This is a genomic window from Marinobacter sp. (genome assembly GCF_041595835.1).
Classification (GTDB): Bacteria; Pseudomonadota; Gammaproteobacteria; order Pseudomonadales; family Oleiphilaceae; genus Marinobacter.
Window position 1 is genome coordinate 79,036 of the sequence record NZ_JBFHJO010000005.1, and the last position, 15,140, is coordinate 94,175.

General features: G+C 52.7%; 15 protein-coding genes. 3 read left to right on the forward strand and 12 right to left on the reverse strand.

What is annotated here, in order from left to right; genetic code table 11:
• Positions 1–3: 3 nt before the first annotated feature.
• From ABYA77_RS03750 to ccoN, 9 genes are all read right to left on the reverse strand, one after another.
• Positions 4–693: a sulfite exporter TauE/SafE family protein gene (locus ABYA77_RS03750; protein ID WP_372964600.1), complete on the reverse strand. Its 690-nt coding sequence runs from the start codon at positions 691–693 to the stop codon at positions 4–6.
• Between the two features lie 8 nt (positions 694–701).
• Entirely contained in the window at positions 702–935 is a 234-nt protein-coding gene (gene ccoS / locus ABYA77_RS03755; RefSeq protein WP_372964601.1) for a cbb3-type cytochrome oxidase assembly protein CcoS, read from the reverse strand.
• Positions 936–969: 34 nt separating this feature from the next.
• The gene (locus ABYA77_RS03760; RefSeq protein ID WP_372964602.1) at positions 970–3,399 is read right to left on the reverse strand and encodes a heavy metal translocating P-type ATPase; all 2,430 of its coding nucleotides are present in this window, start codon (positions 3,397–3,399) and stop codon (positions 970–972) included.
• Positions 3,396–3,911 (reverse strand): FixH family protein, encoded by a 516-nt coding sequence (locus ABYA77_RS03765; RefSeq protein ID WP_372964603.1) that lies wholly within the window; start codon positions 3,909–3,911, stop codon positions 3,396–3,398. Before ABYA77_RS03765 ends, ABYA77_RS03760 begins: the two co-directional genes overlap by 4 nt.
• A gap of 48 nt (positions 3,912–3,959) precedes the next feature.
• On the reverse strand, positions 3,960–5,393 hold the full coding sequence (ccoG, locus tag ABYA77_RS03770; protein WP_372964604.1) for a cytochrome c oxidase accessory protein CcoG: 1,434 nt from the start codon (positions 5,391–5,393) through the stop codon (positions 3,960–3,962).
• Between the two features lie 132 nt (positions 5,394–5,525).
• Positions 5,526–6,416 carry a cytochrome-c oxidase, cbb3-type subunit III gene (gene ccoP, locus ABYA77_RS03775; RefSeq protein WP_372964605.1) on the reverse strand — a complete coding sequence of 297 codons (891 nt, stop codon included), beginning with the start codon at positions 6,414–6,416 and terminating at the stop codon, positions 5,526–5,528.
• On the reverse strand, positions 6,413–6,598 hold the full coding sequence (locus ABYA77_RS03780) for a cbb3-type cytochrome oxidase subunit 3 (protein ID WP_372964606.1): 186 nt from the start codon (positions 6,596–6,598) through the stop codon (positions 6,413–6,415). The genes ccoP and ABYA77_RS03780 overlap by 4 nt, the downstream gene beginning before the upstream one ends.
• Positions 6,599–6,602: 4 nt before the next feature.
• Positions 6,603–7,211: a cytochrome-c oxidase, cbb3-type subunit II gene (gene ccoO, locus ABYA77_RS03785; protein WP_372964607.1), complete on the reverse strand. Its 609-nt coding sequence runs from the start codon at positions 7,209–7,211 to the stop codon at positions 6,603–6,605.
• A gap of 15 nt (positions 7,212–7,226) precedes the next feature.
• Positions 7,227–8,657, reverse strand: coding sequence for a cytochrome-c oxidase, cbb3-type subunit I (gene ccoN / locus ABYA77_RS03790; RefSeq protein ID WP_372964608.1), 1,431 nt, complete (start codon positions 8,655–8,657; stop codon positions 7,227–7,229).
• 171 nt (positions 8,658–8,828) lie between these two features.
• Between ccoN and ABYA77_RS03795 the strand changes: the two genes are divergently transcribed.
• Positions 8,829–9,524 carry an alpha/beta family hydrolase gene (locus tag ABYA77_RS03795; RefSeq protein WP_372964609.1) on the forward strand — a complete coding sequence of 232 codons (696 nt, stop codon included), beginning with the start codon at positions 8,829–8,831 and terminating at the stop codon, positions 9,522–9,524.
• Between the two features lie 8 nt (positions 9,525–9,532).
• On the opposite strand, the gene ABYA77_RS03800 is transcribed toward ABYA77_RS03795, so the two are convergent.
• Positions 9,533–11,365 (reverse strand): diguanylate cyclase, encoded by a 1,833-nt coding sequence (locus ABYA77_RS03800; protein ID WP_372964610.1) that lies wholly within the window; start codon positions 11,363–11,365, stop codon positions 9,533–9,535.
• A 129-nt stretch (positions 11,366–11,494) separates the two neighbouring features.
• Here ABYA77_RS03800 and rlmM point away from each other — a divergent pair, with 129 nt between their 5' ends.
• Positions 11,495–12,571, forward strand: a complete 1,077-nt coding sequence (rlmM, locus tag ABYA77_RS03805) for a 23S rRNA (cytidine(2498)-2'-O)-methyltransferase RlmM (protein ID WP_372964640.1) — start codon at positions 11,495–11,497, stop codon at positions 12,569–12,571.
• Between the two features lie 5 nt (positions 12,572–12,576).
• Here the strand turns inward: rlmM and ABYA77_RS03810 are convergent, their stop codons facing one another.
• Complete coding sequence (locus ABYA77_RS03810; protein ID WP_372964611.1) at positions 12,577–12,870, reverse strand: antibiotic biosynthesis monooxygenase; 294 nt, start codon at positions 12,868–12,870, stop codon at positions 12,577–12,579.
• Between the two features lie 84 nt (positions 12,871–12,954).
• On the opposite strand from ABYA77_RS03810, the gene tusA reads away from it, so the two are divergent.
• A complete protein-coding gene (gene tusA, locus ABYA77_RS03815) occupies positions 12,955–13,197 on the forward strand; it encodes a sulfurtransferase TusA (RefSeq protein ID WP_372964612.1) in 243 nt (80 codons plus the stop codon).
• A 13-nt stretch (positions 13,198–13,210) separates the two neighbouring features.
• On the opposite strand, the gene dsbD is transcribed toward tusA, so the two are convergent.
• Positions 13,211–15,076 carry a protein-disulfide reductase DsbD gene (dsbD, locus tag ABYA77_RS03820; RefSeq protein ID WP_372964613.1) on the reverse strand — a complete coding sequence of 622 codons (1,866 nt, stop codon included), beginning with the start codon at positions 15,074–15,076 and terminating at the stop codon, positions 13,211–13,213.
• Positions 15,077–15,140: the final 64 nt, after the last annotated feature.

Here is a 15,140-nt window from a genome sequence, read left to right on the forward strand (position 1 = left end):
TGTTCAGAGGTTCAGCAGTGCTTGTAGCGGTAAAGTCCACAGTCCAAACAGAATGAGCAGTGCACCACTGAACTTCCGGAAATTCTGGTTGCTCTTTATGCCTCGGATCCATTGCGCTGCATAGCCGGTGGCCAGCATGGAGGGCAGAGTACCCAAGCCAAAACAGAACATAGTCAGTGCGGCGCTGGGCACTGTTGGTTGAAGGGCTGCCCAGCCCAGAGTGCTGTATACCAGTCCGCAGGGGAGCCACCCCCAGAGTGCGCCAAGAGCCAGGGCCTGCCCCGCGTTGTTTACCGGAAGAAAACGTTTGGTGAGAGGTGATAGCGCCTGCCAAACGGGGGCGCCGATTTTCTCTACGAAGCGAATCCCCTGCCACCACTGCCCCATGGATAAACCCATAAAAATAAGCAGCATGCCTGCCAGTGTCATCAGCAATATGCCAGCCCATTGCCATTGACCGGCTGCACGGGTGCTAAGCAGGGCTATGCCAGCGGCAATCAGCGAGTAACTTCCGATACGCCCAAAATTGAATGCCAGCAGGAGTAAGGTCTGTCTTAGTCGAAACCCCTTGCCAACCGGTAGTGCCATCGACAAAGATGCGCTGATACCACCGCACATTCCCAGGCAATGGGTGCTGCCAAGAAGGCCGATGATAAAGGCGCTTGTGTAGCTCAGGTAGAGTTCGGGTTGCATTTGAGCTGTCAGCTTTCCTGATTTGGTTTGCTTTCGCTGCTGTCAGCAGTTTTTTTCCGGGCTTCACTTTTATCGATACGAGATTCTGTGGGAATCATGTCTTTGTCGTCATCGTAAAGTATCCGGTGTGCGGGGCCGTCCATATCATCATACTGGCCGTTTTTTACTGCCCACGAAAACAGAAGAAGGCCGAGCGCCACCAGTATCAGCATCAGGGGAACCAGAAACATGACAATTTGCATCGTTACCTCCTCGTCGGGGTTTACCCCAAAGGTGTCAGGCGGGTTTGGGTGAGCTGGCAACTACGCCCGGAGCCCTGCTCAGACGCAGGGCATTAAGTACCACAACCAGTGAACTGATAGACATGCCAATGGCTGCCAGCCACGGCGCAACCATGCCTGCAGCGGCCAGCGGCAAGGCACAAACGTTATAGCCGAATGCCCAGATCATGTTTTGGCGAATAATCCGGCGGGTTTGCTGGCTGGTATTCAGGGCTTCAACAAGTTGATAGAGCTGCCCGTTCAGCAACACCGCATCTGCTTTTAATTGAGTAAGATCAGCGGCTGATCCCATGGCGACTGAAATACCGGCGCCGGCCATCGAAGGCAAGTCGTTCAAGCCATCACCAACCATCATAACACGATGCCCTTGCGCACGAAGTTCATCCAGTACCTCCAGCTTACGCTCGGGTGAGGCTTCGCCAATGGCCCGGGTAATGCCAAGTTCGGTTGCTACTTGTTGAACGTGCCCGGAGCGGTCTCCACTGAGCAATATGGTTTGGATGCCCATGCTTTGCAGGGTTTTAATGGTAAGAGGAGCGTCGTCCCGGATCTGGTCATCAAGCTGAAAACTAGCCAGCCATTGGTCTTCTGTTGCCAGCCAGATCTCCATGCCAGTGGCTTGTCCTGTTGTGGGCTCGCTGGCTTGAGTGTGGCTGGCAACAAAGCCTTTATGGCCTATAAATACGTCTTTACCGTTGAATTGACCGGACAAACCTCCGCCCAAGTGGTTGGTGACATTGGCAACCTGAGCCGAAGGCATGCTGTGAAACACTTTGGCAATGGGATGCTCAGACTGCTTCTCAAGCCCGGCCGCCACTCTCAGACAGGTTGTTTCATCAAAGCTGCCAAGAATTTTATGGCCGGTTAGGTTCAGCTCTCCGCGGGTCAAGGTCCCTGTTTTATCAAATACCACAGTGTCTACAGTGTTCATGGACTCCAGGGTGTGTCCCCGGGTTGGGAGGAATCCAAGTTTTCGCAACCGGACAGTGGCTGAGGTGATGGCGGTAGGTGTTGCCAGTGAAAGGGCACAAGGGCAAGTTACCACAAGCACCGACAGGGTGATGTCAAAAGCATTGTCAGCTCCGGCCAGCCACCAGCCAATCCAGACGACAGGCGCCAGAATCAGTACCCGGCCAACAAACTTGCCCGCAATCCGGTCAGCCATCCGTGCAACTGGTGGTTTTTCAGACTGAACCCGGTCCAGTACTCTCAAAATGCCGGAAAGCCGGGTTTGGGCGCCGGCCTTGGTCACTCTTATATCAAGAGGGTTTTCCCCGTTGATGCTGCCTGCATGTACGGCATCGCCGGGCCGTCGGGTTTCTGGGAGATATTCACCGGTGAGTGCTGCTTCATTGAGTGTGGATTCACCGACGACGATTTCACCATCTGCGGGCAGAGTCTCTCCCGGGCGAACACGAATGATGTCGCCTGGCTTAATCTGATGGGCGGGAACGATCTCCGCCTCATTATCTGTCACGCGGGTGGCTATCGCTGGCTGAAAGCCCGCCAGTGCATTACCTGTCAACCCTGCCCGATAGCGAGCCTGGACTTCGATGTATCTGCCCAGCAGCAGAAAGAATGTGAACATGCAGACTGACTCAAAATACACCTCCTGCCCACCAAACACTGTTACCCAGGCACTGGCACCGTAGGCCAGGCCAATTGCAATGGCGACAGGTACATCCATGGTCAGGTGCCGGGATTCAAGGTCTCTGCGGGCATTGCGGAAAAAGGGGCGGGCACTGTAAAAAACCACCGGTGTGGCAACAATCAAACCAAACCACCGGAAAAAACTGACAAACTCTACGGATAACTCGCTGATGAGTTCAAAGTACAGAGGAAATGCCAGCATCATGCTCTGGAATGTGCCAATTCCTGCAACAGCCAGGCGGATCAGCATTGAACGGTGTTCAGTTTTCAGTGCTTGTTCGGCCGCATCGGGTTGATAGGGGCGGGCAGTGTAGCCCAGCTCATAGATGGCAATCAGAAGGTCGCTCAGGGATGTTTTTTCAGGTGACCAGATTAGCCGGGCTCGCTGGGTGGTGTGATTGACCGTAAAGCTCTGAACGCCGGCTTTGTGCTTCATATGGTTTTCAAGCAGCCAGATGCAGGCAGCGCAAGTGATCTCACCAATAAGAAGTTGGGCTTCTTGCCCCGCTTTTACAGGCGACACAAAGGATTGCTGCACCAGAGGGTGATCCAGTTCACGAAGGCGGAGGAGTTGTGACTGACTGAGCTCTTTTGGCTTGATGGCCGGTTCGGTGCGAAGGTCATAAAAGCCAGTCAGACCTTCCTGATGGATGGTCTGGCATACCGCTTTGCAGCCTTGGCAGCAAAAGTGTTGTTCTTCGCCTTCAAGTTGGAGGGTAATCGGTGGATTACCCTCCGCAGGCTCACCGCAATGGAAGCAATTCTGGGGGGTCACCCTTGCGCGCTACCCTTTGCATCAATTGTGACGGCATGTTCTGCCGGCAACCAGATCTGGCCTTTAACGCGCCAGTCGCCATCCGGACCTTGAATGTCGTAATACCAGCGACCGTCAAAGTCTTCAAGCATCTTGCCGGAGTATTCACCCGGGACCAGTCGCTGCAACTGAACTACTCGATCCCGGTCGCCCAGGGTTGGGTGGTAGAGGTTAAGAATGATGTAGGGAAAGTCGGCGGGGCCGTCTTGAGTGTCAAGCTCGAGCGTTGCCTTACGCCCTGTAAACTTAAGACTGCCTGCAACGTGCATGTCTGAGGCTTTCTGATCACGGGCGATCTCCATGTTAATGCCGCGGCCTTCCTTCGAGTAATCGTCGCTAACCATAGGGTTATCAAGGTTGGCGGAGATCACCAGTATGGTAAGGCCCCACATAATGGACGCCAGTGGGAAAATGGCAAGGAACCAGAACCAAGGCTGGCGGTACCAGGGAGATACAGCAGTGTTGTCAGTCATGACTTATTTCATCTCGAATTTTGATTGAATGTCCGGTTTGGGCCACGATTATCGTGGCCTTGGACCAACAAACCGGCTTTCAGTTTCCAGTAACAGAGACGAGTCGGTCGTTGATGTTGCCTGGAAGCGGATTGTGCTGTTTGTAACTTCAATCGATTCCGGCAGAACATCGACAACTGTGGGTAGTGACAAGACCTCACCACTGGCCACTGTTACTGAAGTTGGCGTTATGATCCGGATATCTTCGAGTCCATCTACAGACAGCTCAAAGCTTTGAGGTACTTCTGTCATGTTCTGGATCTTAACGGTAAACGAATTCTCTACCCGTCCTTCACCATTGAAGCTGAACAGAGCACCGCGGTCGCGAAGTACGTCTAGTTGAGCGGGGACGCGGGTCGCAATAATGAAGATGACTGTGCCAATCATTGTGGCTAGCACAGCACCATAGCCAAAGGTTCTGGGGCGCAACAGCTTCGAGGTTTTGCCTTCGAGTTCGTTTTCCGTGGTGTAGCTGATCAGGCCTTTGGGATAGCCCATCTTGTCCATAACTTCATCACAGGCATCAATACACAGTGCGCAGCCAATACATTCGTACTGCAGGCCGTCACGGATATCGATGCCAGTAGGGCATACCTGTACGCATTGGTCACAGTCAATACAGTCGCCTAAACCCAGTTCTGCAGGATCTGCACCTTTTTTGCGACTACCGCGAGGCTCGCCCCGATTCGGGTTGTAAGACACGATACGGGTGTTGGCGTCGAACATAACAGACTGAAACCGGGCGTATGGGCACATATACAGGCAGACCTGCTCCCGCATCCAGCCGGCATTCAGATAAGTCGCTACGGTAAAGAAGGCTACCCAGAAATAGGCCCAGCCATTGGCATGCAGGGTAAACAAGTCAACGATCAATTCACGGATAGGGTAGAAGTAGCCTACAAAGGTCAGGCCGGTGGCCAATGCTACCAAGAGCCAAAGTGTGTGTTTGATAGTCTTTTTGATTATTTTTTCGGAAGAGTTGGGACTTTTGTCCAGCTTGATACGTTTGTTCCGATTACCCTCGACCTTTTCTTCAATCCACATGAAGATAAATGTCCAGACCGTTTGAGGGCAGGTATAACCACACCACACCCGACCAAACAGGGTGGTAATAAAGAACAGACCGAACGCAGAAATGATCAGCATTGCCGAAAGCAGGAAGAAATCTTTCGGGTAGAAGGTCACACCGTATAGGTGGAACTCCCGTGCGGGCAGGTCGAAATGGATGAGCGGTTGACCATCAAGGGTGAGCCATGCAAAAAGAAAATACATACCCATGAGCGCCAGCAAACTGACGTTACGGATTTTCTGGAATAACCCCTTAACTTCTTTCACATAGATTTTCTGCCGACTGGCATAAAGGTCTATGGATTTGTCTTTATTGCCCTTGTCGGAAGGATTTGGTGTTGGGTCAACCTGTTTAACAGGAATCTCATTGCTCATGGATACCTCCCGGTACTTTATATTGCTGGGAGCGGGCCTCGGTGGGTCTGCAGATCTTTTCAAGCCTGTACCCGCAAGAGCAGATACAGGGTTGAAAAGACCTGGCCGGGATAGGCCCCGGCCGGGTCAGATTCAGTTAGACAAGCTATAAACGTAAGCTGCCAAAATCTGAATCTGGTCGTCAGTCAGACGGCCTTGCTGAGCAGGCATCTGGTTCTGGCGACCGTTTACTACGGTTTCTTTGATCCATTCGTAGGTCGAACCGTACAGCCAGATGTTGTCTGTCAGGTTCGGCGCACCCATAGCTTGCATGCCTTTAGCGTCAGCGCCATGGCAAGCGGTGCAGGCTTGAGCAAATACCGCGGCACCGGCTTTTGCGGCATCAGCGTCTTGTTCACGACCGCTGAAGCTAAGAACGTAGTTGACCACCTGGTCTACCTGCTCATTGCTCATGTTTGGCATGACGCCTTTCGGTGTCATGGTGCCATTACGACCCATTGCGATAGTGTGCAGGATCTGGTCCGGAGAGCCACCCCACAGCCAGTCTTTATCTGTCAGGTTGGGGAAGCCTACCTGGCCGCGAGCTGCGGTGCCGTGGCACACAGAGCAGTTGTTGGCAAACAGACGCTGACCAATTTTCATGGCGTCTTCGTTCTGTGCCAGTTCAGGTATTGGTGTTTTACCGAACTGGGCATAGATTTCGCCGTATTTGTCTTCTGCTACCTGAACTTCTGCTTCCCATTGGTTAGTAGACGTCCAGCCCAGAAGGCCTTTGTAGTTACCAAGGCCTGGATACAGTGCCAGGTAGCCCAAGGCAAAAATACAGGTTCCAAGGAACAGGTAGAACCACCACTTTGGTAGCGGGTTGTCATACTCTTCGATGCCATCGAAAGAGTGGCCCATAGTTTTGTCAGTTTCGGTGTCGGTTGTCTGACTTTTACGAGTGGCCCAAAGCAGCCACGCACAGCCGAACACAGTACCGAGCACGATCACGCTGACCCAAACGCTCCAGAAGGTACTCATTGTTTCTTCTCCGTTTTTTCCTGTTCGAGCGTACGCTTATCCACTTCGTCATCATCGAAGGGCAGGTGTGCGGCTTCGTCATTGGCTTTCTTTCGGTGGGCGCTGTAAGCCCACCAGATGATGCCAAAGAATGCTGCCATTACCACTAGCGAGTGAATTCCGCGTAACTCATTGATATCCATTGGATCACCGTTTCTCTGAAAGCACAGTGCCTAACTGCTGCAGGTATGCGACCAGTGCTTCAATTTCGAACTTGCCTTTCAGTTCAGCAGCTGCACCAGCAACTTGTTCGTCCGTATAGGGAACGCCAAGGGTCTGGAGTGTTTTCATGCGTGCTTCAATGCTTTCATGATCGGCTCGGTTCTCGAACAGCCAAGGGAACGCTGGCATGTTGGACTCGGGTACCACGCTGCGCGGGTCAAACAGATGCTGGCGCTGCCATGCATCTGAGTAACGACCGCCTACACGAGCCAGGTCAGGCCCGGTACGTTTGGAACCCCACAGGAACGGACGGTCGTAAACGAACTCGCCCGCTACGGAGTAGTGGCCATAGCGCTCAGTTTCCGCACGGAATGGACGGATCTGCTGGGTATGGCACACATGGCAGCCTTCGCGGATATAGATGTCCCGGCCTTCAAGCTCCAGGGCAGACAGAGGCTCAAGACCTTCTATCGGCTCGTTCACGTCTTTGCTGAAGAACATGGGAACAACTTCGGCCAGGAAGCCGCCACTGATGGTAAAGACGATCAGTACGATCATCAGACCAAGGTTTTTCTCGACTATTTCATGTCTCATCTGGTCAATCTCCCCTTAGGCCGCCTGAGTTGCCGCATTGTTTTCAGCAACCGCTTTTTTCTGGCGTACGGTCATGTATACGTTGTACGCCATAATCAGCATGCCGGTCAGGAAGATGGCACCACCGATAAAGCGGACAAAGTAACCAGGATAAGAGGCTTCCAGTGATTCTACGAAGCTGTATGTCAGCGTGCCGTCTTCATTCACTGCGCGCCACATCAGACCCTGCATGATGCCGTTTACCCACATCGCAGCGATGTAGAGAACCGTACCGACAGTGGCCAGCCAGAAGTGAACGTTGATCAGCGAAACGCTGTGCATTTCTTTCTGACCCCAAAGCTTCGGAACCAGGTGGTAGATTGCGCCAATACTGATCATTGCAACCCAGCCCAGAGCACCTGCGTGTACGTGGCCGATGGTCCAGTCAGTGTTGTGAGACAGGGCGTTTACGGTCTTGATGGACATCATCGGGCCTTCGAAGGTAGACATACCGTAGAAGGACAGGGACACCACCAGGAAACGCAGAATAGGATCAGTGCGTAGTTTGTACCACGCGCCAGACAGGGTCATCATACCGTTGATCATACCGCCCCAGGAGGGAGCCAGCAGAATCAGAGACATAACCATGCCTGCAGTTTGTGCCCAGTCAGGCAGGGCAGAGTAGTGCAGGTGGTGCCCGCCGGCCCAGACGTAGGTAGCAATCAGAGCCCAGAAGTGGACGATAGACAAACGGTAGGAGTAAACCGGACGGTCAGCCTGCTTGGGTACAAAGTAGTACATCATGCCCAGGAAGCCTGCGGTCAGGAAGAAACCTACGGCGTTGTGGCCATACCACCACTGCATCATGGCGTCAGTTACACCAGCGTATGCAGAGTAAGACTTGAAGGCGGTAGCGGGAAGCTCCATATTGTTACCGATGTGGAGCACGGCAACAGTGATGATGAAGGCTCCATAGAACCAGTTGGCTACATAAATATGAGGAGTGCTGCGCTTGGTAATCGTGCCAAAGAACACGATTGCGTAGACTACCCAAACCACCGCAATTGCGATGTCGATAGGCCATTCCAGTTCGGCGTATTCCTTGGTCGTGGTCAAGCCCATCGGAAGAGTGATGGCTGCAGACACGATAATGGCTTGCCAACCCCAGAAGGTGAAGGCGGCCAGACCGTCGGAGATCAGGCGAGCCTGACAGGTCCGTTGAACAACGTAGTACGCTGTCGCGAACAGTGCACTACCACCAAAGCCGAAGATTACGGCATTGGTATGCAGCGGCCGCAGGCGGCCGAAATGTGTGAAGGGGAGATCGAGGTTGAGGGATGGCCAAACCAGCTGTGCTGCAATCAGCACTCCCAGGGCCATACCAACAATACCCCACACCACTGTCATGATGGCGAACTGTCTCACCACCTTGTAGTTGTATGTCAGGTTTGTATTTACTGTGCTCATAGCCTTACCAATGGGTTTTTATGGGGGAATATGCGGCCGCAAGTATGGAGAAACCATGACCCCTTTGCAATGATTCAGGTCAACTCCTGACATCCATCAAAAGTGTCGGAATAGGTAGTCTGACCAGTGAGTTGGAATGGATTCCGGCTCTTTCAAAAGGTTTTAAGGGGTTTGTCAAAGTTGGTAATGATACCGTCTGCCAAGGTTGAGGTGAATGTTGTGGACCGAATTACGACTAAAGGCTATCCCGGCAATGCCCGGGCAGCGTTTATTCTTGCGCATGGTGCCGGGGCGCCAATGGACTCTCCATTTATGGACGTTTTAGCGCGAGAGCTTGAATACCAGGGAATCGCTTGTGTGCGATTTGAATTTCCGTACATGAAAAAGCGGCGAGAGGACGGAAAAAAGCGCTTCCCGGATAAACAGCCGGTTTTGTTGGGGGCGTTTCAGGCAGAAATACAACGTGTTCGCGGGGAAATTGGTGCCCGGTGCCCCCTCATTATTGGTGGTAAGTCCATGGGGGGGCGAATGGCATCGGTTTTGGCCAGTGACGGTGTAGACAGTGTCGATGGTGTTGTGTGTTTCGGCTATCCCTTTCATCCGCCGGGTAAGCTCGACCGTTGGCGTACGAATCATCTGTCAGCAATCCGTTGCCCGCTTCTGATCGTTCAGGGCACGCGTGACCCGTTCGGAAGGCCTGACGAGTTGAAGGCTCAAGGTCATCAGGAAGGCATAACTCGCCTTTGTTGGCTGGACGGTGGTGATCATGATTTCGTACCGCCTGTCCGGCATCCCCTGGATCAGGGCAGTCTGATCAGGCAGGCTGCCGTTCTGTCCCGTCAGTTTATAGAGGAAATAGCTGGCTGAAGGGGGAGTCAGGCAGGAGTCAGAGTGTCTCGGCCTATGGACTTTGAGTGGTAGAGTGCTTCGTCAGCCCGGCGAAAAAGGTTGCGCGGGTCTTCTTCATGGGTCATTTCTGCCAGTCCGGCACTGAGTGTTATGGTCACGCCTTCATCGCCCGGTGCGTCAATAACCGTGGAGCGGATCTCTGCAAGGATGCTCTCGCAGAGCCGTGTTGCACCCGCTATGTCGGTGTCCGGAAGCAATAGCACAAACTCTTCACCGCCAAAACGAATAGCCACATCTCTTGGGCGTTTGACGTGGCGCCGTAAAATATCGGCAATCAAACGCAGGCAGTGATCACCAAAGTTGTGACCCCAGGTATCGTTGATGCGCTTGAAATGGTCGGCGTCAAATAGTGCGATACTCAAAGGTTGGCCGGTTCGCTTTGCTTCCAGGCAAAGCTCCGGCATCAGTTTGTCCAAATGCCTTCTGTTATAAAGCCCGGTAAGTGCATCGTTCAGGCTGAGGGCTTCCAATTTACGGTTGGCGTGTTCCAGTTCGCGCATGGTGTTGCGTAATTGAGCCGTGCGCTCATGAACCTTCAGTTCCAGTTCAGTGCGTGCCTGGTGTTCGATATCAAGGAGTTTCTGGTTTAGCAGGCGCCAGCGTTGAACCATGGCGTAGTTAAGCAGGACTACCTGAGCGCCGACTACGGCCTGCATCATAACTTCCCTGGCCTGGTAGTCTCCCAGATAACCAAAGGCAGCAGATGCGTAGATCAGTGCTCCGATAACCATAACCATCCAGGCGGTCAGGTACCAGAAGGCCGGTTGATACCCTTGTCGCCAACGAATGGTGGCAATGATGGTGAGTACCACAATAACGAAAAGCGTAAAAACAGTATTGATCAGGATAGATTTTGTATATGGCAGAACCAGTGTAAGCCCGAGCAAGCCGGCAGCACACCAGGCCAGCGTCCGGAGCGTTCTTTCAGAGAGGGTGTGTCGTGGTACTTCCAGAAATGACCACCCGAAAAGAGCCATCGCCAGAGCGCTGATGGTTAGCAATAGTGGGATGGAAATGTTGGCAATCCCGGAATTGTTCGGCCAGAAATACTCGTTACCAAATCCTCCCATGGCGAACAGAAACATGGCCATGGAGGCGGTGTAGAAAGCGTTGTGAAAATAGTAGCGGGTACCAGAGCTGACAAATAACAGAAGGTTAAAGGCGGCCAGAATTAACAATGCGCCGTAGAAAAGGCCGTGCACAAGCGTTAAGTGATTGCTTTTAGATATCAGCTCACTGGGCGTCACCAGGCTAAGCGGCACATTCAGAGCCCCACTGCTGTGGACCCGGACAAAAATAGTGCGGGTTTCTTTTGCCTTCAGTGTGACGGGAAGCAGGAAATAACGGTAATCTATGCCCCTGCTGTAAAAAGGTAGAAGGTCACCGGTCACCAGCGTTGGGGCAGCATCTGAGAGGGCATCAACGCCGGATTTTTGCCAAAAGGTGACTTCGTCCAATAGGGGATAGTTAAGTTTTAAGTACCAAAGGTTTTGCTGAGGACTCCTGTTCTGAACCAGCAGCTTTATCCAGTAGGTTGAGTCTGTATGGCTGAAGACCAGATCGTGGCCTGCTGCTGGCAACCATTTCATATCCTCTGGCAATGCTTCCGGCGCGGACGCGGAGTGAGCCTGTTCGCCTGGTCGGGTAATGGCGTAGCACAGGTGATTATTAATGAGTTGCCGTGCACTTGCGTCGTTAACGTCCAATACCGGACATTGCGCTTCTGCCAGGGCTGTCACTAAAAGGCCTGCCAGTAAAAATAAGCTGCGCAGAAGCAAAGACTGGGTTCGCGGTACCATTAAAGATATCCGTTTGAAGTTGGTGTGCAGAGTGTAGCTGGCATTGTCAAAAACGGCTGTTAAACAGGTTCAAGTTTCACCTCTGTCGGGGCGTCAGAATTCCGGCAAGGTTTGACGCAAAGGTAAGTGATGCAACAGATAATGCTGATGTGCAGGCCCGGATTTGAATCCGAGGCAGGGCAGGAGTTGATCGATCAGGCTGCAAACAAGGGTATCTATGGCTATTTTCAGCCAGAGCGCAATACGGGGCAGGTTCGTTTCACAATTGGCGGGGTTGATACGGCTGAACAGCTAATGTCCCGGCTGGCGTTGGATAGCCTGGTGTTTACCCGGGACTGGTTTGCGGTTGTGGGTGAGTGTGACTTACCACCGAAAGACAGAGTGGGTGCAGTGGTCAGTTTTTTGAAAGACCATGGCTGGCGTGGCGACCGTTGTGCTCGCCTTGAAGTTCGTTTATCTGAAAATAACGACAACAAGGATCTTGGTAATTTTTCCCGAAAATGGGTCGCGCCCCTGTCGCGAGGGCTTCGGGAAGCGGGATTGCTGAAGTCTGATGCTAAGGGGCAAGCCCCAGCGCGGTTGGAAATTCTGATGAATGATTTTGATGCCGCCATTGTGGGATTTAGCCTGGAGGGAAATCGTTCTCCTTTCCCAGGAGGCATACTGCGATTGCGTTTGCCGGCTTCGGCGCCAAGCCGTTCGGCGTTGAAGCTGGAAGAAGCGTGGAAAGTGTTTCTGCCGAAGGAACGTTGGCTGGATTATCTGGGCGGAGGAAAAAAAGCCGTTGACCTTGGAGCTGCACCCGGTGGCTGGACCTGGCAGTTGGTTCAGCAGGGCATGATGGTTTCAGCTATTGATAACGGGCCAATGAATCCCGATCTTATGGCAACAGGCCATGTGGAACATGTTGAAACCGATGGGTACGCATGGCGGCCAAAGCGAGCTGTAGATTGGATGGTCTGTGACATTATCGATAAACCCCAGCGGACGGCGAGACTGGCCGTGGACTGGGTGGGTGGCAAATTGTGCCGCTATACGGTATTTAACCTGAAGTTACCCATGAAAAAACGCTACGAGGAATGGCTTGTGTGCCGGGATCTTATTGCCCGGGGGCTAGAAGACGCCGGCTTGAACTACACATTGAAAGCACGCCATCTCTACCATGATAGAGAGGAGATAACCTGTTTCATTGAGCGGCTTGATTAATGCGTTTAGGGCATTGGGCTCTGTTTCAGAATAGTGATGATCTCGTCCTGATCCATCATGGGAATCAGTTCTGTCATCAGTTCTTTGCGTTCGTCTGAGTGGTACCACCGGGTCCAGTCAAGCTCTGAGCGCCAGTTTGCCAGTGTAATCCGATGGTTGGGATCATTGCTATCTACCAACGTTTCGCCAGAAATAAACCCGGGAGTGCTGACCGCCTGTTGAAGTACTTTGCGGGCACGAAGTTCGTAGGCAGTCTCCAGCGTTTCGGCAATATGGCGTTCAATCAGAACCCGGATCATGTAAGTCTCCCTTTATTTTCGGTGCTATAAACAATAATTTAGCACCGAATTCTAAAAAATCACGAGAACCAGAGGAAGTGACACTTGGGAAACCTGGAATTTCACGCGGAACTGGATACGCGAGGGCTGTTTTGCCCTGAGCCGGTCATGATGTTGCATACCCGAATCACTGATATTGCAGTAGGGGAGGTTTTGAGGGTTCTAGCCACTGACCCCGCTACCACTAGGGATATTCCTCGCTTTTGCCAGTTTTTGGGGCATGATCTGGTAGATCAGGGTGAGCAAGGCGGTGAATACGTATATTTAATCAGGCGCCGTGACGCCTGATCGCTGAGAGCTGTTATGGCAGCTTGTTCAGGTGGGCAAGGAACTCTTGTTTGTCCATCTCTCCCAGAATTCTGGCCTCGGCCAACTCCTGCCCGGAGCTTCCATAGAACAGGATGGAAGGTGGCCCGAACAGGCCTAATTCATCCAGAAATGCCTGCTGTTCAGGTGTGTTGTCTGTCATATCGATCTGCAGCAAGGTATACGGTGCCAAGGCCTGAATGACCTCAGGCTGATTGAAGACATTGCGCTCCATAACCTTGCAGGAGATGCACCAGTCGGCATAAAAATCCAGCATCACCGGTTGTCCTGTTTCCCCGGCACTGGCGAGTAGAGTGCGAATCTGTTCCGGGTTTTCCAGCCTTTTGAAAGCGGCATGGTTTTGAGTGTTCTTCTGATAGCCCTCGGCCGCAGCGGTGAACGGAGCCAGCGGGCGAAGAGGGTCAGTGGCACCGCTGACGGCTCCTGCCAGTAACGCCAGGCCATAAGCGAACAGTATAAGTCCTAGCCCTTTGCGAGTGCGTTCCCAGCCAGCTTTAGCGGTATCAAGCGCACCCAGTTGTACGCCTGTAATGGTGACCAGCGCCCCCCACAAACTCAGCCCTGCCCAGGCTGGAATGAGTCGCTCAATCAGCCAGATCGCAACAGCCAGCAGCATAACGCCGTAGAAGTGTTTGACTGTAGTCATCCAGCGGCCGGTCGTTGGCAGGAGTTTGCGCCCCCCAACGGCAACAAGAATAAGTGGAACGCCCATGCCCAGGCCCAATGCGAGCAAGGCCATGCCCCCAATCACGGCATCCTGAGTGGTGGAAATATAAAGCAGGCTGCCGGCCAATGGTGCAGATACGCAGGGCGATACAATCAAGGCAGAAAGTGCACCAATGCCAAAAATGCCGAGTACCCGCCCGCCGGTCATGCGCTGACTGGCATCATTAAGCGGCTCCCTGATGGCTCTTGGAAGCTGGATTTCGAACATGTCGAACATCGAGAGAGCAAATATCACAAACAAGGTAGCGAAGACCCCTAGAACCCAAGGTGACTGCAGTTGCGCCTGGAGGTTAAAGCTGGCGCCAAGTAAACCGGTAATAACGCCTGCTGCAGCATAGGTAATGGCCATGCCCAGAACATAACTCCCCGAAAGCAGGAGTGCTTGCCCTGTGGTACGCGTGTTCTGCCCGGAAACCATACTGGAAATGATGGGGACCATTGGCAGCACGCAAGGTGTGAAGGTTAGCCCAAGCCCCAATAAAAAGAAGACGCCTGCAATCATCCAGATGGATTGGCTGGACAACAATCCTGCCAGTCCGGTGGCGCTGGAGGTGTCCCCGGTATTTAGCGGATTTGCGTTGGAGGTGTTACGGCTTGCCGTCGGTTCTGCAGCACCTTTGCCTGGATAATACAGAATGTCTTTGGTTTGGGGGGGGTAACACAGTCCGGCTTCTGCACAGCCTTGATAGCTCACCTGAAGTTCTGCTTCAGATGCATTTTCTGGCAGTGTGATCGGTACGCGAACGTTAACCGGCTCGAAAAAAACGGTCATTTCACCGAAAAATTCGTCTTCGGTAAGAGTTCCAGGGAGCGAGAATTCAAACTGCCCGACAGTGACAGATTTATCCACTGCCATAATCTTGATGCGGCTTTTATAGAGATAATGCCCCGGAGCAATATTCCAGGACAATACAACGGCATCGGTATCGGTAATGTAGTTAAAGGGTAGAGCTTCATCGACCGGCAGGAATCCGTCGTTCGAATTATTATTGAAGAAAGAGTTTCCTGACGCATAGGCTATTGTAGGTAAGATCGCGGTGCACAGTGCGCATAGAGTAAGAATTGCCGGCAAGGCTGGCCGAAGGATGCGCTGAATTAAAGGAAGCACTGTCATGAATCTTTTAATATCCTGTGTCGTAAATGCGTAAAGTCGTTACGGCGGAAATTGACCCGGAGGG

What these genes read in the sequence shown, in the direction of transcription:
- ccoS (WP_372964601.1), bottom strand. Translation starts at nt 935, where the DNA reads ATGCAAATTGTCATGTTTCTGGTTCCCCTGATGCTGATACTGGTGGCG.
- ABYA77_RS03800 (WP_372964610.1), bottom strand. Translation starts at nt 11,365, where the DNA reads ATGGTACCGCGAACCCAGTCTTTGCTTCTGCGCAGCTTATTTTTACTG.
- ABYA77_RS03780 (WP_372964606.1), bottom strand. Translation starts at nt 6,598, where the DNA reads ATGGATATCAATGAGTTACGCGGAATTCACTCGCTAGTGGTAATGGCA.
- ccoN (WP_372964608.1), bottom strand. Translation starts at nt 8,657, where the DNA reads ATGAGCACAGTAAATACAAACCTGACATACAACTACAAGGTGGTGAGA.
- ABYA77_RS03750 (WP_372964600.1), bottom strand. Translation starts at nt 693, where the DNA reads ATGCAACCCGAACTCTACCTGAGCTACACAAGCGCCTTTATCATCGGC.
- ccoP (WP_372964605.1), bottom strand. Translation starts at nt 6,416, where the DNA reads ATGAGTACCTTCTGGAGCGTTTGGGTCAGCGTGATCGTGCTCGGTACT.
- rlmM (WP_372964640.1), top strand. Translation starts at nt 11,495, where the DNA reads ATGCAACAGATAATGCTGATGTGCAGGCCCGGATTTGAATCCGAGGCA.
- ccoG (WP_372964604.1), bottom strand. Translation starts at nt 5,393, where the DNA reads ATGAGCAATGAGATTCCTGTTAAACAGGTTGACCCAACACCAAATCCT.
- ccoO (WP_372964607.1), bottom strand. Translation starts at nt 7,211, where the DNA reads ATGAGACATGAAATAGTCGAGAAAAACCTTGGTCTGATGATCGTACTG.
- ABYA77_RS03765 (WP_372964603.1), bottom strand. Translation starts at nt 3,911, where the DNA reads ATGACTGACAACACTGCTGTATCTCCCTGGTACCGCCAGCCTTGGTTC.
- ABYA77_RS03810 (WP_372964611.1), bottom strand. Translation starts at nt 12,870, where the DNA reads ATGATCCGGGTTCTGATTGAACGCCATATTGCCGAAACGCTGGAGACT.
- dsbD (WP_372964613.1), bottom strand. Translation starts at nt 15,076, where the DNA reads ATGACAGTGCTTCCTTTAATTCAGCGCATCCTTCGGCCAGCCTTGCCG.